Origin of the sequence: Kribbella sp. C-35 (assembly GCF_046549195.1) — a bacterium.
Classification (GTDB): Bacteria; Actinomycetota; Actinomycetes; order Propionibacteriales; family Kribbellaceae; genus Kribbella.
On the sequence record NZ_JAJPWG010000002.1, the window covers coordinates 1,162,135 to 1,182,225 of the forward strand.

A 20,091-nucleotide genomic window follows, 5' to 3' on the forward strand; every position below is an offset into this window, starting at 1 on the left:
CTGTCGGAACCATGAGCGCTTGGGCCGAGATCGGCGATCGCACCTGGGTCCGCCGGTACGACGAATGGGACCTGAACGTCGGCCTCGTCGTCGGAGCCGACGGCGCACTGGTGATCGACACACGCGCCACCACCGAGGAGGCCGAGCAGCTCCGCGAGCACATCCGCGAGCTCACCGACGCACCGGTGAAATGGGTCGTCAACACCCACGCGCACTTCGACCACGTGGCCGGCAACAGCGTCTTCACCGACGCGACGGTCTATCTGCACGAGAACGCCGCCGCCGAGGAGAAGCTCGCCGGTACGACGTTCGCGGTCGCGAAGGTCATCGACCTCGGCGACCGTCGCGTCGAGCTGCTGTACGTCGGCAACGGGCACACCTCCGGCGACACCGTGGTCGGCGTACCGGACGTGAACGTGTTCTTCCTCGGCGACCTGCTCGAGGAGTCGGCGCCGCCGTCGTACGGCGAGGACTCGTTCCCGCTCGAATGGCCGGACACGGTCCAGAGCGCGATCGGCATGATGACCGCGGACGCGAAGATCGTCCCGGGTCACGGCGCCGTCGTCGACGTCGAGTTCGCCACCGACCAGGCGATGGACCTGGGCAAGGTCGCGAACACGATCTCGGCCCTGCACCACGCCGGCACTCCCCTCGACGACGCGCTCAAGCACACCGAGGACTGGCCCTGGCCGGTCGACAAACTCCAGGACGCGATCCGCCGCGGCTACCAAGCCCTCGGTACGCCGCAACGCCCGAGCCTGCCCCTTCTCGGCCCGAGCTGACCCTTCGCTCCAACCTCCGCGCCCTTCTGTTCTGCCCTTTCGGTAGTTGTCCGTTGACACGAAGTCATCCCGTCGCGCAACTTGTTCGGAACGGACATCGCCCGACCGGATGGGGTGGAACTTCATGGCCACGACCGAACAGACGGTTCACCCCGACGGACGCGTCGAGCTAGCGGATCCCGGCGTACTCGCGGACAGCGCGTACGCGAACGCGGAGCTGGCGCCGACGCGGTTGCCCGAGCGCACCTGGACGACGTACAACTACGCCGCGCTGTGGATGGGGATGGCGCACAACATCCCCAGCTACCTGCTCGCGTCCGGCCTGGTCGCGATCGGGATGAACTGGCTGCAGGCGTTCGTCACGATCACCCTCGGGAACCTGATCGTCCTCGTTCCGCTGCTGCTGAACAGTCACGCGGGCACGAAGTACGGCATCCCGTTCCCGGTGTTCGCGCGGGCGTTCTACGGCGTCCGCGGCGCGAACTTCCCGGCGCTGCTGCGGGCGTTCATCGCCTGCGGCTGGTTCGGGATCCAGACCTGGATCGGCGGGCAGGCGATCTACGTGATCGTCGGCGAACTGTTCGGCAAAGGCTGGACCGAGGCGTCGGCGATCGGCGGGCACCCGTGGACGATGTGGCTGAGCTTCGCGTTCTTCTGGGTGCTGCAGATGGTGCTGATCTTCCGCGGTATCGAAGGACTGCGCCGGTTCGAGAACTGGGCCGCGCCGCTGGTCACGGTCGCCTTCCTCGCATTGATGATCGCGATCCTGGTCAAGGCCGGCGGACTCGGCCCGATCCTGGACCAGCCGTCGAAGCTCGGCTGGGACGCCGACTTCTGGAAGATCTTCGCGCCGTCGCTGATGGGCATGATCGCGTTCTGGGCCACGCTGTCGCTGAACATGCCGGACTTCACCCGGTTCGGGAAGGGCCAGCGGGCGCAGGTCTGGGGGCAGATCATCGGCCTGCCGACCACGATGTCGTTCATCGCGCTGGTCTCGATCATCACCACGTCCGGCACCGTCTTGCTCTACGGCTCGGCGATCTGGGACCCGGTCGAGCTCACCCGCCGATTCGAGAACCCGGTGATCGTGACGATCGGCCTGGTGATGGCGATCCTCGCGACGATGTCCTGCAACGTCGCGGCCAACGTCGTGAGTCCGTCGTACGACTTCGCGAACGCGCTGCCGCGGTGGCTGAACTTCCGGACCGCGGGCTTGCTGACCGGCGTGATCGGCATCCTGATCCAGCCGTGGCGGCTGATCTCGGATCCGTCGATCTACATCTTCGTGTGGCTGTCGTTCTACGGCGGCCTGCTCGCGTCGGTGGCCGGCGTACTGATCGCGGGCTACTGGGTGATCGACCGGACGAACCTGAACCTCGCCGACCTCTACCGGCCCGGCGGCCGCTACTGGTACGCCGCCGGCTGGAACTGGCGCGGCGTTGTCGCCACCCTGCTCGGCTCAGTGCTCGCGGTCGGCGGCGCGTACTCGAACCCGGGCGCCGGACCGTTCCCCCAGGACGGCCTGATCCCGTTCCTCAAGCCGCTGTACGACTACTCCTGGGCCGTCGGCCTCGTGGTCGGCTTCCTGGCGTACTTCGTTCTCACACTCACCGCGCCGAGCCGCCAGTCAACTGCGACGCATGCAGCTCCGACTTATTAGCATGAGCGGGTGGCTGACAGGTATGGGAACGACGTGCTTGCGGGTGACTGGCGTAAGCCCAAGAACGGGCGGACCGTCGAGGTAGAGATCGCGAAGGGCATGGTCGTCGAGGAGCCGACGTCCGGGTTCGTCGGGGCGATCGTGCGCTGGGAGCACGGCGTCGTCGACCTGGAGGACCGGCACGGCAAGATCCGCACGTACCCGCTCGGTCCGGGGTTCTGGATCGACGGCAAACCGGTCAGCCTGAAGCCGCCGAAGAAGGCCGGTCCGCCGAAGAAGACGCGGACCGCCTCGGGATCGGTGGCCGTCGACAACGTCCGGGCGAAGGTCGCGCGGGCCAGCCGGATCTACGTCGAGGGCCGGCACGACGCGGAGCTGGTCGAGAAGGTGTGGGGCGACGACCTGCGGATCGAGGGCGTCGTGGTCGAGTACCTCGAAGGCGTCGACGACCTGGTCGAGATCGTCAACCGGTTCCAGCCCGGTCCCGGCCGGCGGCTCGGCGTCCTCGTCGACCACCTGGTCGAGGGGTCGAAGGAGTCGAAGATCGCCGCGCAGGTGTCGAACCGGTACGTGCACGTGGTCGGCCACCCGTTCATCGACATCTGGGAAGCGGTCAAGCCGTCGTCGGTCGGCATCAAGGCGTGGCCGCGGATCCCGCACGGGCAGGACTGGAAGAAGGGCGTGCTGCAGGCGTTCGGCTGGCCGGCCACCGATCAGGCCGACGTCGCCGCCGCCTGGAAGCACATCCTGTCCAAGGTGAACAGCTTCGCCGACCTCGACCCGTCCCTGCTCGGCCGCGTCGAGGAACTCATCGATTTCGTGACGCTGGACTGATCTCGGGCATCCGTCGTGCGATCCACGCGCGGATCCGGCGGCGGGCGCGACGTACGTACCAGGTGATCACGCCGAGCACCGCGCTGAGCGCCAGCACCGCTCCGGCCAGTACGGCGGCGACCAGACGGACGGCGTCGACGGCGCCGGCGAGAATCAGCAGTACGACGCCGGCCGCAGCTGTTGCCGCGGGCAACCATGGCTCGAAGATCGCGGGTCGATGCGCGGGACTCAGCTTGGCGCCGCGCACCATCCGCTCCCACACGGTCTGCCGGGCCGGTTCGGTGAACCAGCGCGCCGTCCGCAGTAGCCACGAACCGGGCTGATGCTTGCGGCCCGCGGCCGCCTTCACCCAACTGCCGACCTGCGGACCGAGCCCGCCGGAGACGTCGACCATTCGGTCCGCGATTCCCTTGGTGATCTTGCGACCCTCGGCGGACGCGTTCAGCTCGTCCCGCATCGTCACCAACGCGCCCATCCCGGCATCGACCGGGAAGTCCCTGGCCAGCCGTTCGATCCGCTCGGCGACCGCGTCGAGCTGCCAGCCCTCGGCCTGCAGAACCTGACGCTGGGTGTCGCGGATCCAGTCCGCGTCCGCACCGAGCATCGCGCCGAGGTGCGCGACGCAGTGCAACCGGCCCATCAGCCAGTCCCACCGCCGCCAGTCGGCCGCACCGAACGCGCCGAAGTGGCCCACCTGGCTGCCATACAGGATGCGGTCGTTCAGTTGGCTGGCGATCGACCCTTCCTGCAACTCGTCGAGCACCGCGAGCGGGATGTCCGGTCCGAGGCGGAGGAACTGGAACGGGGCGCTGCGCTGCTGCGGCGTGCGTGCCGACGTACAGCGGGAAACGATCTCGACCTCGAGCGCGGTGTCGACGAGCTCCCAGCCGATCACCGCGATCAGGCTCGCGAACGCGTCACCGAGCGCGCGCTGGATCTGCAACTGCTCGAAGATGTCGTTCAGCCCGACCGCGACCGCTTCCGCGCCACCGGCCGGGCGGAGATCGAGATTCGCGGCGGCCAGTTGGACGTCGAGTGCGTCGCGAACCGCCTGGACCTTCATCAGGCAGTCGCTCGCCGCGGTCAGCCGCTTGTCCAGGTCGGCGCGCTCGTCCTGCGGCGCCGACCTGATCCGGTTGCGCAACGAACGCAGGATCAATCGGACGATCCGCTCGGCGGCTCCGGTCCCCCACAACCAGCTCGGGTTGCCGTCGGCATCGTCCCGGAGCGCGGCCGTGGAGCCGTCCGGAGCCGGGACCCACGGGTGCTCGGTGGTGAGGATCTCGTCGATCTGCGCTTCCGAGAGCGCGGTCGCGGCGTCCAGCACGGTCGACTGGTCGTGGCTCGCGACCGTCACGGCCTCCCACACGCCGCCGGCCGCACGTCCCCGCGAGTACGCCGGTTGCAGCGCCTCGGCCGCCGCCTTCAGCCGGACTCGCTCCTCTGGTTGCTTCAGGCAACGGTCGAAGAGGCGCTGGGAGTCGGACCAGGATGCATCTGCCTCCAGCAGCAGACGTTCCAGCTGCTCGACGTCGGAGCGGAAGTCCACCTCCCGCGGGAACTGCACCGCGGACAGCGCCGCGACCCGCCAGCTCGGCTCCTTCGCCCCGGGCAACGCGGTCGACGCGTGGCCGATCCCGGCCGACGGTACGACGTACAGCACATAGCGGGTCGCCTTGCCGTTGACCGGACGCCGGGCGACGACGTCGAGCACCGGGCCGAACGGGGCGTTGTCGAGAACGCCGCCGTCGACGAGCCAGGATCCGGACTCGGCCGGGCCGGGCTGGATCCGTGGTGGTGCCGCGGCCAGCTCCGGCGTCTCCAGCACCGGACCGAACGCGGCCGGGAACGACGCGGACGCACGGGCCGCCCGCGCGAGCAGCTCGGTGTCCTTCAGACCGTTCTTTTCCTCGACGGTGAACTCCCGATGCGCACCGTCGTACGTCGGCGCGTCCTCACTCGTGAATCCGTACAGGTACCGGTGATCCGGTACGACGAATGCCTGCCCCGCGGCGTCCTTCGCCTCGAACTGCTGCACACCCAGCCCGGACGCGGTGACGAACAACGTCACCGGCTCCTCCGCCGCGCTCTCGCCCGCGTCGGCGACGCCCTTGAGCAGGTCCTCGAGCTGCCGCAGGAAGTACTTGCCGTCGAGCACCGAACTCGACTTCGCCCCCGCGGACGGCACCAGCTTGCCGACGTCGAGCGACCCGAGCCCGATCCACTTCTGCCGCAGCCACGGACCATTGCCGCCGTCGCCGCTGCCGTCGGGGTCGAGGGTCGAGCCGTTCGCGATCGCGGTCGCCAGCAGCGAACCGTTCAGGCCGCCGGCGCTCGTCCCCGCGATCACGTCGACCACCACCCGGCGCCGTTCCTCGCCGCGGCGGCACAACTCCCGCCAGCGATCCGCGAGCACCGCGTCGTACGGCTGTGGGCCGGGCGCATCGTCGCCGCCGGACGCGCGCCGGATCAGATCCAGCTCGTGCGTCACCCCGCCCATCCAGACCGCCAGGCTGACACCGCCGTTCAGAACCAGTGCGATCCGGATCTCGTGGTCGGTCATTCGGCCCCCCTTTCACCCAGAGATACCACGGTTGCGGCACTTGTCGCAGCGGAGAGTGAACAAAAGGTTGTCGAGTTCTGCACGCAGGGTCATCCTTGGGGTGGGGGTGGTCGTCATGCGCAGATGGGCGATGACGGTTGCGGTCGTACTGGTTGTCGCAGGATGTTCCGGCACGTCGGGCGATACGCCGCCGCCGGACGCGACCGTCACGGTCGAGGCCACCGGCGAACCGGCGCCCGAGCCGACCGAGGCCGAGTCGACGCAGTCACAGCAGACCAAGCCGTCGATCGAGCTCGCGTCGCTCCCGGTCGGCGGCGTCCCCGAGGACGGCTCGAACTGCAACCCGATCAGCTGGCTGGCCGGCGAGATCCCCGCCGGCGTGACGATCAGACTCGGTACGCCGTCCTTCGAACCGACCGGCATCTTCGAGGTCGACCCGTCCGGCTGCCGGCCCGACGCACTGTCCTGCACCGGTCTGGAGTGGACCGCGCAGGACACGCCGCAGTGCTGGGTCGGCTTCCAGCAGATCGCCCGCGAAGGGACCGTCTCGCTGATCATCCCTGCCGTCGCGACCTGCGACACCGCCACCGTGTGCGACACCCTCAAAACCTTAGGCGGCAGCCAGATCACCCTCACCGCGCTACCGCCCGAAACCCCGCTCGAGACACCGTCGAGCGGGTGACCGATGGCGGACGAGCGGTCGCAGGCCGAGCGGTGGATCAGTTTCGCGGCAGGCATCGTCACGCCGATCACGCTGGTCAGCGCGCTGCTGTTCTACTTCGGGTACGTGTCGGCGCGGGCGCAGTACGAGTACTTCGGGATCGACGTCGACACGATCGGGCTGAGCACGCAGGACTACGTGATGCGGAGTCCACAACCGCTGCTCGTCCCGTTGCTCGTCATCACGTTGCTGGCCGTCGCCGCGCTGCTGATCCACAACGCGATCCACCCGACGCCGACCGGCGTACGGCGGGCTGCGCGGATCGCCGTACTGGTCCTTGTCGTCGGTGTGGCGGGTCTGCTCGCCTACCCGTTGATCGGCGGGATCGCGTACTACGCCCTCATCGTGCCCGCGATCATCGGGCTGGCTGCCGCGACGCTTGCCTATCTCACCTATCTGCGCCGCAAGGCTGATCCGTCCGTCGGTCCGCAGCGGATCCTCATCGCGCTCCTGGCCGTCGTCACGGTCGTCTGCGCTTTCTGGGCCACCGCGACCACAGCCCAGTACTCCGGCCTCGGCCTGGCCAAGTCTGACGCCCGCCACCTGAACCGCTTCCCCGTGGTCATCCTCGACACGAAGGAGAAGCTCGCATTGCGCTCCCCCGGGCTGGAGGAGACCGCGCTGCGTGCGGGTGCGGGGCAGACGTTCAATTACCGCTATCGCGGTCTACGTCTGCTTGTCGTCGGCGAGAACCGGCTGTTCCTGGTGCCAGCGAACTGGTCCGCGTCGAACACCACGCTGATCCTCCCCCTGGACAACTCGATCCGGGTGCAGTTCCAGTTCGAGAACGACCCGCCCTAGCCAAAATGTCGGACCCGCGGACGACGATGTCCCTCATGAGTACTGACGCTCCAGCGACCCGACCGGTACTTCGCAGCCTTGATGCGGTCGTCCTCACGGTTCCCGACCTGGACGCAGGCCTCCGGTTCTACCGGGACCGGCTGGGACATGACCTGCTGTGGCGCAACGACGACCTCGGGCAGGCCGGCCTCCGCTGCCCGGAGTCGGCGACCGAGATCGTCCTCTCGACACGTTTGCCAGCCGAGCCCAACTGGTTGGTGCAATCGGTGGACCAGGCCATCGAGGCGATCACTGCAGCCGGTGGTCAGCTGCTGGGCGGCCCCACCGACATCCCGGTGGGCCGCGTCGCGACGGTGTCCGACCCGTTCGGCAATCGACTCGTCCTGGTCGATCTCAGCGCGGGCCGCTACACCACCGACCAGCACGGCCAGGTCACGGGCGTCACCCCGGAGCCCTAGTCGGCCCAGTCTGGCGGCGAGTGTCTGGTCAGGCGCTGTCGCGGATGATGAGTTCGGTGTCGTAGATCTCGGGGGCGGTGAGGTTCGCGCCGGCGATCTTGGCCAGGAGGATTTCGGCCAGGCGGGCGCCGAGTTGTTCTACCGGCTGGCGGACTGTGGTGAGTTTCGGGGTGGTTGTGGTGGCCAGGACCGAGTCGTCGAAGCCGACGACTGCTACGTCGGCGGGGACGCGGCGGTCGTGTTGGGAGAGGACGCGGAGGGCCGCGGTCGCCATCAGGTCGGACGCCACGAACAGGCCGTCCAGGTCCGGGTGCTCGTCCAGGAGGCGCAGCGTCGCCTGCTCACCACCGTCGGCGGTGAAGTCGCCGTACGCGATCATCGCGGGCAGTCCGGCTTCCTTCATCACTTCCTGGTAGCCGGTCAGGCGGTCGATGCCGGCGGTCATGTCGAGCGGTCCGGCGACCGTCGCGATCTTGCGGCGGCCGATCGACAGCAGGTGCTCGACCCCGGTCCGCGCGCCGGCGACGTTGTCCACGTCCACACTCGCCACCGGTACGTCGACGCCGAGCGGCCGCGCGCTGAACACGATCGGCAACGGCAACTGCGCCAGCTCCTGCAGCACGTTGTCGCGGCCGTGGTGGCTGATGATGATCGCGCCGTCCACGTGCCCGCCGCGCAGGTACCGCAGCAGCCGCTGGTCGTCGGCCCCGGTCGGTTCCGGTGCCGGCTCGATCAGCAGCACGAGTTGGGACGACGTCGGCGCGAGCGTCCGGCTGACACCGCTCAGCATGCCGGCGAAGAACGGGTCGGAGAACACCCGGCTGTCCGGTTCCGGTACGACGATCGCGATCGAGTCGGTCCGCCGCGTCACCAGCGCGCGAGCCGCCCGGTTCGGCACGTAGCCGAGCTGCAGGATCGCCTGCTCGACCGCGGCGACCGTGTCCGGCAGCACCTTCGGCGATCCGTTCACCACCCGCGAGACCGTTGCCCGCGACACCCCGGCGAGCGCCGCGACCTGCTCCAAGGTCGGAGAACCAGACTCGTTCATCGGCCCTCCTCAGTTCTCGATTGGCCCGCGTTCACACCGTAGTACCTCCCCGGCCGAACGCGCGTCAGTCGTTGGCCGCCCGACGTGGCGTGTTGGCAGAAAGGTTCAGTTGCCGACGCGGGTGTCGGCGACCTTCTCCGCTTGGGCGACGGCCTGCTTCCACGCGGCGTCCGGTGACTGCTTCTTGTCGTCGATGCGGGACAGTGCGGCGCTGAAGATCTGGTTGATCTCGCCGTCGCGAGGACCCTTGTGCTGCTTGAGGATCACGTTCCGGGCCCGGTTGACGAAGATCTGCCCGACCGGCGCGTTGTTGAAGTACGCGTTAACCTGCGACTTCACCTGCGGGTCGTTGTAGGCGTCGAGCGTGGACGGGAACGAGCCGATCTTCTTGAACACCTTCACCTGCTGCTCCGGCGCGGTCAGCCAGGCGGCCAGCTTGGCGGCCTCCTCGGGATGCGGCGACTGCGCCGGCACGGTCAGGTACGACCCGCCCCAGTTGCCACCGCCGCCGGGGAACACATCGGCGACGTCCCACTTGCCCTTGCCGTAGGCGCCCGCGTTGTCCTGGATCACGCCGAGCAGCCAGCCCGGGCACGCCATGGTCGCGAACTTGTCGCTGCGGAACGCCGCGTTCCAGGCGTCGCTCCAGGCCGGCAGCCGCGCGGACAGGCCGTCCTTGCTGCCCGCGACGACCTGGTCCCAGGTGGTCTTCAGCAGCGGGTTCTCGGCACCGAGGAAGCGGTCCTGGTTCGAGTAGTACGCCTGGATCAGCTGGTTGCGCATCGCTTCCCAGGTAAGCACCGCGGAGTCGTACCAGGCCGAGCCCGGGACCCGCTGCTTGAACTTCCGCCCGGCCGCGAAGTACGACGGCCAGTCCTGGAACAACTCCGCCACCTTGGCCCGGTCGGTCGGCAGCCCGGCCTTCGCGAACAGGTCGCGGCGGTAGCAGATCGCCTCCGGGCCGATGTCGGTGCCGTAGCCGATGATCTTCCCGTCCGGCGTGGTCGCGCCGGCCACCTTCCAGTCCAGCCAGCGGTCCCGCAGGTCGTCGGCGCCGTACTTGCGCAGGTCGACGAACTTGTCGTCCTTGGCCAGGTACTTGTAGATCCAGCTGACCTCCATCGCCTCGATGTCGGCCAGGCCGGTGCCGCGGGCGAGGTTCGCGTCCAGGTTCTTGACGTGGTCGTCGACGGTCTTGGCGTGCCGCTCCACGATCGTGATGTTCGGGTGCGCGGCCTCGTACTCGGCGTACAGGTCGGCGTACCCGAACTCGTTGAAGGTGGCGATGGTCAGCTCGACCTTCGGCCCGTCGCTCTCGGCGGCGCCGGACTCGTTGCTGCCGGAACCGCCGCCGCAGGCAGCGGCGAGCAGGATCGCGGCGCAGGCCACGATGCCGGCTACGGGGCGATAGCGGGCACTGGGCCGCATGCAAAGCTCCCTGGAACTCGGACGGGGGTTGAGAGCGCTCTCGGATCGCGAAAGTGAGCTGAGTCTCAAGCGTCCGCAGTGGATATGTCAAGCATCCGCGTCGTCACACTGAGACACGAGGTCACACACGTCCTGACATAATGTCGCCGCTGGTCACGCAGCGAATTAGTCCGATCACCGAGGGCCGTCGAGGCTGGGAGTTCGCGGTGAGTGATCAGCGCTCAGCCGGTGGTCCAACGGAATCGCGGACGACCACAACCGTGCCGAGTGTGGTCATCGGCTGCTGATGCGCGAACGGGTCTGCACTCGGCACCTGACCCGCAAGCCCGGCCCGTACGGCGGCCCGCCCGAGCTCCTCCAGCGGCACCCGGACGGTCGTCAACGCGGGCTGCAGCTCGGTCGCCACCGGTACGTCGTCGTACCCGGCCACCGACACGTCGTCCGGGATGCGCAGGCCGCGCTCGCGCAGGGCGGCGTACACGCCCGCGGCGACGATGTCGTTGGCGGCGAAGATCGCGGTGAAGTCGAGCCCGTCGTCGAGAGCCCGGAGGGTCTGCTGATACCCCCACTGTCGCCCGAACGCGCCGGTCCGGACCAGATTCGGGTCGTGCTCGAGCTTGCGTGCGGCGTACGCCTGCCGGAATCCGCGGAGCCTGGCGGTCGTCGTGGAAAGGGTCGTCGGCCCGCCGAGATACAGGATCTTGGTGTGGCCGGCGCTGAGCAGGTGATCGGTGATCGCCGCCGCGCCGCCGGTGTTGTCGTACTCGACGGCGTACGCCGGTACGCCGTCCTCCAGCCCCGGCCGGCCGCAGAGCACGAGACTCGAACCGTTCTTCGCCAGCTGACGAGCGCGTTGCGCGACCGCGGCGAAGTACTCCTTGTCCTCGACCGCGCCGCCGACCAGGATCACGGCGTCGGCGCGCTGTTCGAGCAGGAGGTCGACGAACCGCAGCTCGGCGGACTCACCGCCCTGCGTCGAGCAGACCAGGCAGAGGCGACCGGAAGCGAGCGCCTCGGACTGGACGCCGCGGGCGATGTAGGCGAAGAACGGATCGACGATCTCGCTGACCACGATGCCGACCACGCGGGTGGTGGACCCGGCGAGGGCGCGGGCGTGCGCGTTCGCGACGTACCCGAGATCCCGCATCGCGCGTTCGACCGCGGTCCGGGTCGAGGCCGCGACCGGATAGTTGCCGTTGACAACGCGGGAGACGGTCGCGGTGGAGACGCCCGCGCGAGCGGCCACGTCCCGGATGGTCCGGGCCGAGTCGGGGCCACTCCGGCGCGCCCGCGACCGGGGCCGTTCCGCCGCCATCACCCACCTCCTCACCCAGCTGTACGTCGGCCGTCGTACCAATGCTCGGCGCCGGCGCCCAGCCGAACCATGTGGCCGGACAGTACCACCGCCCGACAACCGGTTGCTGCGGAAGCTCAGTTGAAGGACACGGTGTGGGTGGCGCCCTTCGTGCCGCCGACGGCGACGTCCAGCACCAGCTGCTTGCCGGTGGCAACGACCGTGATCGCCGGATCCTTCGCGATCGCGTCACCGACCTGCCGGTCGATCGTCACCCGGACCTTGGCGGCCGTGCGACTCGGATCAGACACGGCGACCGTCGTCGTGCGGGCGTCCTTCCCGACCACCACCGACGCAGGCCCGTCACTGGCCACGGAACGCGTCCCGGTACCGCCGGCCGCCTCGGCAACAGTGCCGGCGGTCCAGAAGTTCACCATCACCAGATTCTCGCGGTGCGAGCTGATCGCTTGGACATTCGGATTGTTGACAAGCACGGTCATTCCCGGATCGGCCGCACGCTCGGCCGTCTGCCTACTGGTTGCATTGGGCAGCACGACGTACGCGTAGTCGCCGGTCGCCGTCCCGTGGTCCAGGACCAGGCTCGCGTAGCGGCGCGTGTACGGCGTGGTCGAACCGCCTGTGTCGTTGCCGATGTTGATCTCCGACCAGGACGCGGTGCGGTCCTCGCGCCGGACCTTCAGCTGCCCGCCGTGCGGGAAGACGTAGCCTGCGACACCGTCCAGATGAGCCCAGTGCGGATCGTCGTACGTCTGGTCCGCAGCTGTCCGGCCGTCGATCTGGAGCACGGCCGTCCCGTTCTGGTGGAGATTCCGATTGTCGACAATCGTCTCGACCGGGTAGCCGTCCGTGCCGGTGATTCCGGCGCCGAGGGCAACGATCGAGTCGCGCAGGCAGAACCAGGATTTCCTGGCCTGCAAGGTCTTGTCGTGGTTGATCAGGTGCATGCCGACCGCGCCGGCGACGTTCTTGTACGACGCTCCGCCGACCCACTCGGCGTACGCCGCGACCGTGCCGGTGCCGCTCCCGGAACCGCCCGGTTGGCGGGGCTGCGTGCTGACCGTCGTACCAGGCATTCGTTGCGCGTCGACTGTCGGCCAGTACGCGTCGTTGAACTGGGACTGGTCGCCGTTGTACAGGTACGTCATACCGTCGCCGACGTACCAGCCGCGGAGGTTCTCGCCGTTGCCCCACTCGTAGCGGGCCATCCGCTTCGACGACATCGCGATCGCGAACGTCCAGCCCGGGCGGCGGTGCACGACGCGGTCCTGGTTGTAGAACTGGAAGTGCCGCGGGACCGCCGGCGCCGGCACGACACCGGTGTCGGCGAGCAGCGCCTTCGCGCGGGAGATCTCCGGGATCGACGCGCCCGGGAGGTAGTCGTTGAGGCGATCGCGGGTGATCCAGCCCTTGGCGAGCGCCTTGTAGCGCGAGGCGTACGGCTCCGCGACGCCGCTCGCGAGGAGCAGGACGGTCGACGTGGTGCCGTGGCCGTTGCGGTGGTCGCCGGCCCGTTCGCGGGAGATCGCGCGGCCGGAAACGCAGTCCATCATCAGACCGTCGACGATGAACGGCGCGAAGCTCGCCTCGACCGCGTCCAGGAGTACGGCGCGGTTCGGGTCGGCGATCTCCCAGGTGGAGCCGCCGAGCAGGGCGATCAGGTTCGCGACCCCGCCGAGCGCGACGTTGCCGTACGTCCCGACGTACGCGAGGTTGCCGTGCTGGACGAACGAGCCGTCGCGATAGAAGCCGTCGCCGCTCGTGACGTAGGTGAAGACGCTGTTCTTGCCCGCCTCGGCGACATCGCTGAGGGCGTCGCGGGCGGCGGCGAGCTTGTCAGCGGACTTGCCGACGATGCCGCGGAGCGCGACGATCAGCGCCTTGTCGACACGGTTGGCGCCGGTCTCGCGGAGCGTGGGCGCGTTGGTCCGCCGGTTCGGGTCCGGGACGAACCGATCGACCGCCGTCAGGTACTTGGCGATCTGCTCAGCGGACAGGACGTCGTACGCGAGAACGCAGATGTCGAGCAGCGCCCGCGGCGCCCCGATCTCCCAGAACCACCAGTTCCCGGTCTCCTTGAGCGTCTCGTTGTAGGCGTTCGCGTTCAGGAAGTCGAGCGCCCCACTCAAGAGCTCGCCGGTCTGCGGAGTGCCTGTGGTCGCGCGTGCCAAAGCGATCGTCTTCAGGCGCGTGTAGCTGATCGAGAAGTTTCCGCTCGACGGACTGAGGGGCAGGTCCGGCCAGAGCATCGTCCGGTCGGCCGCAGTGATCATCGTGTCGAGGAACTGCTGCGCCTGCGCGCCCAGGTTGGCCAGCGCATCGGCGTACGCCGGGTCGGTCGCGTCGATAGCCCCGCCGGTGTTGAGCTCGGCCCAGCGGGCGCGAAGTACGTCGTGCTCGTCCTCCGCGAACGCCCGGGTGGGCAACCCGAGTGTGCTGAGCGCACCGGCGGCAAGGCCGGCCTGAAGCAACAGTCGACGACGGATGAAGGGCGGCATCGCGGACTCCTCGGCGGGTAGTAAACGCTTACCACCAAGCCTGCCCGGTGCGCACAACAGTCGTCAACAGCTCGCTGTGATCACTTCTGATCACTTCAAGGCAGCAACTGCCGGACCACCGCATCCGCCAGCAACCGCCCCCGATCAGTCAGCACCAGCCGCTCGCCCCGGCCGTTCCCCAGCCCACTCGCCGCACCAACCGCCGACCCGCGGTCCGCGTCGGCGGCGGCCACCACCGCGAGTCCGTCTGCGACGACCTGCTCGACCGCGGCGCGGCCCGCCTCGTCCAGGACCTCGAGTGGAAGGCCGGCCGACAACCGCACCTCGAGCAGCACCCGCTCGATCCGGCGGGTCTCCTCGTCCAACGTCTCCCGTGCGTGCGCCGGACTCACGCCGGCGTTGATGCGCTCGGCGTACGCGCTCGGATGCTTGACGTTCCACCAGCGCACCCCGCCGACATGGCTGTGCGCGCCCGGCCCGATCCCCCACCAGGTGTCGCCGCGCCAGTACAGCTCGTTGTGCCGGCAACGCGCCGCCGTACTGCGAGCCCAGTTGGACACCTCGTACCACCGCAGCCCCTGGGCCGACAGCAGCTCGTCGGCCAGCACGTACTTGTCGGCCAGGTCGTCGTCGTCCGGCATCGGCAGCTCACCGCGCCGGATCCGCCGCGCGAGCTGCGTGCCGTCCTCGATGATCAACGCGTACGCGCTGACGTGGTCCGGCTGCGCCGACAACGCCGACTCCAGCGACGCTCGCCAGTCGTCGAGCGACTCCCCCGGCGTCCCGTAGATGAGGTCCAGGTTCACATGCTCGAACCCGGCCGCGGTCGCTTCCTTGACCGCCTGCAACGCGCGGCCTGGCGTGTGCTGCCGGTCGAGGATCCGCAGTACGTGCGGGGACGCGCTCTGCATCCCGAAACTCACCCGGGTGAATCCCGCCTCCAGCAACGCCTCGAGGTATGCCGGGTCCACCGACTCCGGATTCGCCTCGGTCGTCACCTCCGCGCCGGGCGCGAGACCGAACTCGTCCCGTACCGCGGCCAGCATCTTCCCCAGATCGGCGGCCGGCAGGAGGGTCGGCGTACCGCCCCCGAAGAACACCGTGTCGACCGGTCGATCCAGATTCCCCAGGACCCGCCGCGCCATCCGCACCTCGTCGACCGCGGTCTCCGCGTACGACGCCTGCGAACCACCGCCGCCCAACTCCTTGGCGGTGTAGGTGTTGAAGTCGCAGTACCCGCACCGCGAAGCGCAGAACGGCACATGCAGGTAGAACCCCAGCGGCCGCGAACCTGCCTCGCGCACAGCAGCATCCGGCAACGCCCCATCCCGGGGCGCAACCTCCCCCTCGGGCAGTGTCGACGGCACCCACCCATCCTACGGACGGCGTACGAAAGGACGGGTAGTGGTCGCTCCCGCCGCGACCGGCACCGCCCGGGTCCACCGTGATCGCACACCCGTCGTCCCGACCACTACCCGTCGTTCGGTACGGGCCACGCATTCTTGATCCGATCGCAGAGGTTCTGCGGTGGCGGAGCGTGGCGGGACGGTTACATTCGGCTCATGGAGACCGAGGCTCAGCCTGTCGGACGTGCCACCCGGAACGCGGTCGTGGTGGCGATCATGCTCGGAATGCTGCTCGCGGCCCTCGATCAGACGATCGTCGCGACCGCGCTGCCGACCATCGTCAGCGACCTCGGCGGCGCCAACCACCTGTCCTGGGTGGTCACGTCTTACCTGCTCGCCGAGACGATCATGACCGCGCTGATCGGGAAGTTCGGCGACCTGTACGGGCGCAAGCCGATGTTCCTGCTCAGTGTCGTCCTGTTCCTGGCCGGCTCCGCGCTCTGCGGGATGGCGGACTCGATGCTGTGGCTGGTCGGATCCCGCGCGGTCCAGGGTCTCGGCGCCGGCGGGCTGATGGTGACCGCGATGGCGGTGATCGCGGACGTCGTACCGCTGAGCGAGCGCGGCCGGTACCAGGGCGTGATGGGCTCCGTGTTCGGCGTCTCCACCGTCGCGGGACCGCTGCTCGGCGGGCTGTTCGTCGACCACCTGAGCTGGCGGTGGGCGTTCTACGTCAATATCCCGCTCGGCATCCTGGTCCTGATCGTTGCCTCGATCACCCTTCCTTCGGTGAAGGCCGCGGTCGGGCCGAAGATCGATTACCTCGGCATCCTGTTCATCGGTCTCGCCGCGACCGGGCTGACGCTGGTGACGACGTGGGGCGGGAACGAGTACGCCTGGACGTCGACGGTGATCATCGCGATGGCGGTCGGATCCGTGGTCGCGCTGGTGCTCTTCGTCCTGGTGGAGAAACGGGCGGCGGAACCGTTGCTGCCGTTGCGGTTGTTCCGGTCCGGCGTGTTCACGGTGTGCTCGATCATGAGCTTCATCATCGGGTTCGCGATGCTGGGCGGGGTCACGTATCTCCCGACGTACCTGCAGTTCGTGCACGGCGCCTCGGCGACGGAGTCCGGCCTGCAGATGCTGCCGCTGGTGCTGGGGCTGCTGATCGCCTCGGTCGGCGTCGGACAGACCATCAGCAAGACGGGGCGGTACCGGCTGTTCCCGATCGTCGGGACGGTGCTGATCGGGATCGGACTGTGGTTGCTGTCGCTGCTCGACAACCAGACCTCGTACGTCGAAACCGCGGGCTTCATGCTCGTGCTCGGACTAGGTGTGGGTCTGTGCATGCCGGTTCCGACGGTGGTTGTGCAGAGTACGGTCGACTACTCGGACCTCGGCGTCGCGACCTCCGGCGTGAGCTTCTTGCGGACGATGGGTAGCTCCTTCGGGGTCGCGGTCTTCGGCTCGATCTACGCGCATCAGTTGCCGGAGAAGCTCGGCGTCGCGGCCCAGACCGCGCAGGTCGATCCCCGGGTAGCGTCAACGGTCGAGGGCGTCCGATCCCTTCCCGACGCGACACGTTCCGTCATCACCGCGGCGTACGCCGATTCGCTCCACGTGGTGTTCCTCTGGGCGGTGCCGGTCGCAGGGCTCGGATTCGTGGTCGCCTTGCTGCTGAAGGAGGTCCCGCTCCGCGACACCGCGCGGATGGCGGCCTCCGACGTCGGCGAGAACTTCGCGGCGCCGGCGTCGTTCGACTCCGAACACGAACTGCAGAAGCTCGCCGCCCTCGTCGTACGGCACCACAAGCGCAACCCGGCACCCGAGGTCCTGGCCGAATCCGGCCTCCCGCTCAGCCATGCTCAGGCCTGGATGATCATGCGGGTGTTCCGCGGCGGCGCCGAGAAGGGTTCCGCGACCCTGGCCGAGATGGCCGGCGACCTCCGGATGCCGCCCGGAGTCCTCGAACCACTCGCCACCCAACTGGTTGCTGACGGCTACCTTTCCGAGACGCTCGGGCACTACCGTTTCACCCCGCTCGGGATGGAGATGTTCCAGCGCTTCGTCGGCGCCTTCCGGATCTGGATGCTCGACCGCCTCACGGATTGGGACCCGGAGAACTCCGTGGCCTTCTCCCACGCCGTAGACCGCATCGCCGAACAAATGATCGACCAAGGCCAATCCCTAACCACCGGCAAACACGCCGCCGTGACGGCCGCAACGAACTGACGCCTCTCACCCCGACCCGGCGGGATATCCGTCGGGTCGTACGGCGACGAGGTTGAGGCCGGTCTTTCGTGTCGGGCCGCGGAGTGCCATGCGGTTGGACTCGATCGCGTAGGTGAGCGGAGTGCGGAGGTTCTCGAGGATGGCGTGCTCCAGGTCCGCAGCTCGTCCTGTGGGGTGTGTGGTCACGACGGTGAGCTCGCTGAAGACGAGCGTCGATTCGTCGCGGGACACGGTCGCGGTGAAGGAACTGCTGCCGGTCGAGCCGGTGACCTGGGTGCCGTTGATGATCAGGCCGGCCGCACCGACCAGGGGGAAGTGTTCGAAGACCTCTCCGCGGACCACCGACTCGACGTTCCAGGTGCTGCCTTCGAGTGGGAAGTTGGGATTGGCGAGGCTGCGCTCGAGCAGGACAAGCGTCGTACCGCCGCTGGTCAGCGTGAGGGTGTCGCCGTCGACAGTGCAGTCCGACTGGTGCGTCAGAAGCTCCGCGAGCCAGTCGTCTTGAGCCTCCAGCTCGGGACCGCATCCCATTTGAGTTTGCATCTGCAACTCGAAGCGCAGTACGCCGTCGTCGACCTGGATCGCGCCGATGAGCTCGTTACAGCCGGCGCGCGCGACGAAGATGCCGTTCTTCCGAACCGTCACACGAACCCGCGTTCCCGGCACCAGCTCCTTCTCCACACCGTCCTCGGTCGCCGCTACCGACAAGTACGTCTTCCCGATCGGCGACCCTTCCCCGCCGATCATCGGCCCATACACGGTCATCGCGCTCCCCTCCCTCCCGGATCATCTCGCTCGCTGCCGCAGTCCACCAGGGGAACTATGCTCGCCGGCATGTTGAGTGATGGGGTGCGGACGGTCGGCGTTGGTGGGGTTGGACATTGGGTGCGGGTGGTTGGGGCTGGGGATGGTGGGGTGCCGTTGGTGTTGGTGCATGGTGGGCCTGGGGAGAGTTCGTATTCGATCGAGCAGTCGGTGGGGGACGAGGTCGCGAAGCTGGCGCCGGTGGTGTTCTACGACCAGCGCGGGTGTGGACGTACGGCGCGGCCCGCCGATACGTCGACGTACACGATGGAGCGGCTGGTCGCGGATCTCGAGGAGTTGCGTACGGCGCTGGGCGTCGAGCGGATCGTGCCGTGGGGCGTGTCGTTCGGGTGCCTGCTGGCGGCCGAGTACGCCGTTGCGCACAGCAACCATGTGGACGGGCTGATCCTGCACGCGCCGCCGATCACCGATCCGCTGCACCCGGGGCTCTGGACGATGCGGCCGGGTGCCGTCGACCCGTTCCTCACGCCTGACGAGCGGACGGCGCTCCGCACGCAGCTGGACGGGGTGACGGAGTCGATCGAGCGTACGGTCGCCGCACTCGGGGCGATCGCGGGGAGCGCGAACGCGGCCCGGTTCTTCTACCACGACCCGGCGAACATCCCGCCCGACGACGAGAACGCGCCCGAGTCCAACCTGGAGATGGCGATGGCGCTGGTCGGCAACGAACGCGTGGAGCTCGCCGACGACCTGGCCGCCCTCGACGTACCCGTCCTGATCCTCGCGGGGCTCTGGGACCGTCACGTCGGCTTCGACATGCCGCGCGATCTCGCGACCCGGTTGCCGCGGGCGACGCTCGAGATCTTCGACCGGTCGGCGCACTCGATCCATGACGAACAGCCCGGCGAGTACGTCGAGGCGATCCGCAGCTTCCTCGCCCGATGAGCCTCATCGAATCGGTCGAGTACCCGGGCCGCGGTCTCGCGATCGGCCGTGACGCGGACGGCGTCCCGTTCTTCACGTACTGGCTGACCGGCCGCTCCCCCGCCTCCCAGGCCCGCGAACTCGTCGTCCACGACCGCGAGATCGTCGTCCGCGACACGTCCGGCGGCCCGGTCGACGACCTGCGCCACTACACGGCGGCGACCCGCGGAGACGACTGGGTCATGGTCGGCAACGGCACCCAGGTCGGCGAACTGACGGCCGCCCGCGAGCAGCAACCCGATCTCCAGCTCGCCCTGCGCCAGCTGACCTACGAACCCGATCCGCCGATCCGCACCCCGCGCATCACCGCGGCCGCCACGATCAACGGCACGGAACTGACCGAGGTCGTGATCGGCTCCGCCCGCGCGTACGACGGTGCGCCCGAACTCACCGAGCACCCGTCGCTGTACGCAGCCCGCATCGCACCGGGAACAGCCCTCACCACAACGACCTACAACGGCACCGCGGCCGACATCATCACCCACGGCCGACCCGCGACAGTCGCCGTTCCAGGCGCGTGGTCGACGATCAGCGACGCGCTCTGGAGCATCCTCACCCCGTCGCTGCGCGTCGCGATCGTGACGGTCCGGCTGGACCAGGAGACGTTCGCGGACGTCCGCGCCAACTCCCGCTGAAGCCACCGCCACGAGAGCGGCGCG

16 protein-coding genes are annotated in these 20,091 nt (G+C 68.7%); 9 read left to right on the top strand and 7 right to left on the bottom strand.

Features of this window, described 5'->3' with window-relative positions; genetic code table 11:
* The first annotated feature begins 11 nt into the window (after positions 1-11).
* The 3 genes from ACLJOO_RS18080 to ACLJOO_RS18090 all read left to right on the top strand — a co-directional run bounded on the left by ACLJOO_RS18080 (position 12) and on the right by ACLJOO_RS18090 (position 3,276).
* Positions 12-782 carry an MBL fold metallo-hydrolase gene (locus ACLJOO_RS18080; protein WP_410788330.1) on the top strand — a complete coding sequence of 257 codons (771 nt, stop codon included), beginning with the start codon at positions 12-14 and terminating at the stop codon, positions 780-782.
* Positions 783-906: 124 nt separating this feature from the next.
* Complete coding sequence (locus ACLJOO_RS18085) at positions 907-2,442, top strand: NCS1 family nucleobase:cation symporter-1 (RefSeq protein WP_410788331.1); 1,536 nt, start codon at positions 907-909, stop codon at positions 2,440-2,442.
* Between the two features lie 9 nt (positions 2,443-2,451).
* Entirely contained in the window at positions 2,452-3,276 is an 825-nt protein-coding gene (locus tag ACLJOO_RS18090) for a DUF3097 domain-containing protein (protein WP_410788332.1), read from the top strand.
* Here the strand turns inward: ACLJOO_RS18090 and ACLJOO_RS18095 are convergent.
* Complete coding sequence (locus ACLJOO_RS18095) at positions 3,251-5,839, bottom strand: DUF3376 domain-containing protein (protein ID WP_410788333.1); 2,589 nt, start codon at positions 5,837-5,839, stop codon at positions 3,251-3,253. The two genes, ACLJOO_RS18090 and ACLJOO_RS18095, sit on opposite strands and share 26 nt — an antisense overlap.
* Positions 5,840-5,954: 115 nt before the next feature.
* Here ACLJOO_RS18095 and ACLJOO_RS18100 point away from each other — a divergent pair, with 115 nt between their 5' ends.
* From ACLJOO_RS18100 to ACLJOO_RS18110, 3 genes are read left to right on the top strand one after another with little or no spacing between them, the layout of a single operon-like run.
* Positions 5,955-6,521, top strand: a complete 567-nt coding sequence (locus tag ACLJOO_RS18100; protein ID WP_410788334.1) for a hypothetical protein — start codon at positions 5,955-5,957, stop codon at positions 6,519-6,521.
* Positions 6,522-6,524: 3 nt separating this feature from the next.
* Entirely contained in the window at positions 6,525-7,361 is an 837-nt protein-coding gene (locus tag ACLJOO_RS18105; RefSeq protein WP_410788335.1) for a hypothetical protein, read from the top strand.
* 35 nt (positions 7,362-7,396) lie between these two features.
* Positions 7,397-7,819 (top strand): VOC family protein, encoded by a 423-nt coding sequence (locus tag ACLJOO_RS18110; protein ID WP_410788336.1) that lies wholly within the window; start codon positions 7,397-7,399, stop codon positions 7,817-7,819.
* 28 nt (positions 7,820-7,847) lie between these two features.
* Here the strand turns inward: ACLJOO_RS18110 and ACLJOO_RS18115 are convergent, their stop codons facing one another.
* The 5 genes from ACLJOO_RS18115 to hemW all read right to left on the bottom strand — a co-directional run bounded on the left by ACLJOO_RS18115 (position 7,848) and on the right by hemW (position 15,472).
* Positions 7,848-8,867, bottom strand: a complete 1,020-nt coding sequence (locus ACLJOO_RS18115) for a LacI family DNA-binding transcriptional regulator (protein ID WP_410788337.1) — start codon at positions 8,865-8,867, stop codon at positions 7,848-7,850.
* A 105-nt stretch (positions 8,868-8,972) separates the two neighbouring features.
* Positions 8,973-10,295: an extracellular solute-binding protein gene (locus ACLJOO_RS18120; protein WP_410788338.1), complete on the bottom strand. Its 1,323-nt coding sequence runs from the start codon at positions 10,293-10,295 to the stop codon at positions 8,973-8,975.
* A 214-nt stretch (positions 10,296-10,509) separates the two neighbouring features.
* The gene (locus ACLJOO_RS18125) at positions 10,510-11,610 is read right to left on the bottom strand and encodes a LacI family DNA-binding transcriptional regulator (RefSeq protein WP_410788339.1); all 1,101 of its coding nucleotides are present in this window, start codon (positions 11,608-11,610) and stop codon (positions 10,510-10,512) included.
* A gap of 116 nt (positions 11,611-11,726) precedes the next feature.
* A complete protein-coding gene (locus tag ACLJOO_RS18130; protein WP_410788340.1) occupies positions 11,727-14,105 on the bottom strand; it encodes a polysaccharide lyase 8 family protein in 2,379 nt (792 codons plus the stop codon).
* A 95-nt stretch (positions 14,106-14,200) separates the two neighbouring features.
* Positions 14,201-15,472, bottom strand: a complete 1,272-nt coding sequence (gene hemW / locus ACLJOO_RS18135; protein WP_410788341.1) for a radical SAM family heme chaperone HemW — start codon at positions 15,470-15,472, stop codon at positions 14,201-14,203.
* Positions 15,473-15,667: 195 nt separating this feature from the next.
* Here hemW and ACLJOO_RS18140 point away from each other — a divergent pair, with 195 nt between their 5' ends.
* On the top strand, positions 15,668-17,683 hold the full coding sequence (locus ACLJOO_RS18140) for a DHA2 family efflux MFS transporter permease subunit (RefSeq protein WP_410788342.1): 2,016 nt from the start codon (positions 15,668-15,670) through the stop codon (positions 17,681-17,683).
* Positions 17,684-17,689: 6 nt separating this feature from the next.
* Here the strand turns inward: ACLJOO_RS18140 and ACLJOO_RS18145 are convergent, their stop codons facing one another.
* Positions 17,690-18,448 carry an META domain-containing protein gene (locus ACLJOO_RS18145; protein ID WP_410788343.1) on the bottom strand — a complete coding sequence of 253 codons (759 nt, stop codon included), beginning with the start codon at positions 18,446-18,448 and terminating at the stop codon, positions 17,690-17,692.
* Positions 18,449-18,598: 150 nt separating this feature from the next.
* Between ACLJOO_RS18145 and ACLJOO_RS18150 the strand changes: the two genes are divergently transcribed.
* Both ACLJOO_RS18150 and ACLJOO_RS18155 read left to right on the top strand, forming a co-directional pair.
* Entirely contained in the window at positions 18,599-19,393 is a 795-nt protein-coding gene (locus tag ACLJOO_RS18150; protein ID WP_410788344.1) for an alpha/beta fold hydrolase, read from the top strand.
* Positions 19,390-20,067: an IMP cyclohydrolase gene (locus ACLJOO_RS18155; protein ID WP_410788345.1), complete on the top strand. Its 678-nt coding sequence runs from the start codon at positions 19,390-19,392 to the stop codon at positions 20,065-20,067. Before ACLJOO_RS18150 ends, ACLJOO_RS18155 begins: the two co-directional genes overlap by 4 nt.
* The last annotated feature ends 24 nt before the right edge of the window (positions 20,068-20,091 follow it).

Bases quoted from the DNA above. Each gene is read 5' to 3' on its own strand.
- ACLJOO_RS18155 (WP_410788345.1), top strand. From the start codon at position 19,390: ATGAGCCTCATCGAATCGGTCGAGTACCCGGGCCGCGGTCTCGCGATC.
- ACLJOO_RS18140 (WP_410788342.1), top strand. From the start codon at position 15,668: ATGGAGACCGAGGCTCAGCCTGTCGGACGTGCCACCCGGAACGCGGTC.
- ACLJOO_RS18105 (WP_410788335.1), top strand. From the start codon at position 6,525: ATGGCGGACGAGCGGTCGCAGGCCGAGCGGTGGATCAGTTTCGCGGCA.
- ACLJOO_RS18085 (WP_410788331.1), top strand. From the start codon at position 907: ATGGCCACGACCGAACAGACGGTTCACCCCGACGGACGCGTCGAGCTA.
- ACLJOO_RS18110 (WP_410788336.1), top strand. From the start codon at position 7,397: ATGAGTACTGACGCTCCAGCGACCCGACCGGTACTTCGCAGCCTTGAT.
- ACLJOO_RS18100 (WP_410788334.1), top strand. From the start codon at position 5,955: ATGCGCAGATGGGCGATGACGGTTGCGGTCGTACTGGTTGTCGCAGGA.
- ACLJOO_RS18125 (WP_410788339.1), bottom strand. From the start codon at position 11,610: ATGGCGGCGGAACGGCCCCGGTCGCGGGCGCGCCGGAGTGGCCCCGAC.
- ACLJOO_RS18095 (WP_410788333.1), bottom strand. From the start codon at position 5,839: ATGACCGACCACGAGATCCGGATCGCACTGGTTCTGAACGGCGGTGTC.
- ACLJOO_RS18145 (WP_410788343.1), bottom strand. From the start codon at position 18,448: ATGACCGTGTATGGGCCGATGATCGGCGGGGAAGGGTCGCCGATCGGG.
- ACLJOO_RS18130 (WP_410788340.1), bottom strand. From the start codon at position 14,105: ATGCCGCCCTTCATCCGTCGTCGACTGTTGCTTCAGGCCGGCCTTGCC.
- ACLJOO_RS18080 (WP_410788330.1), top strand. From the start codon at position 12: ATGAGCGCTTGGGCCGAGATCGGCGATCGCACCTGGGTCCGCCGGTAC.
- ACLJOO_RS18115 (WP_410788337.1), bottom strand. From the start codon at position 8,867: ATGAACGAGTCTGGTTCTCCGACCTTGGAGCAGGTCGCGGCGCTCGCC.
- ACLJOO_RS18120 (WP_410788338.1), bottom strand. From the start codon at position 10,295: ATGCGGCCCAGTGCCCGCTATCGCCCCGTAGCCGGCATCGTGGCCTGC.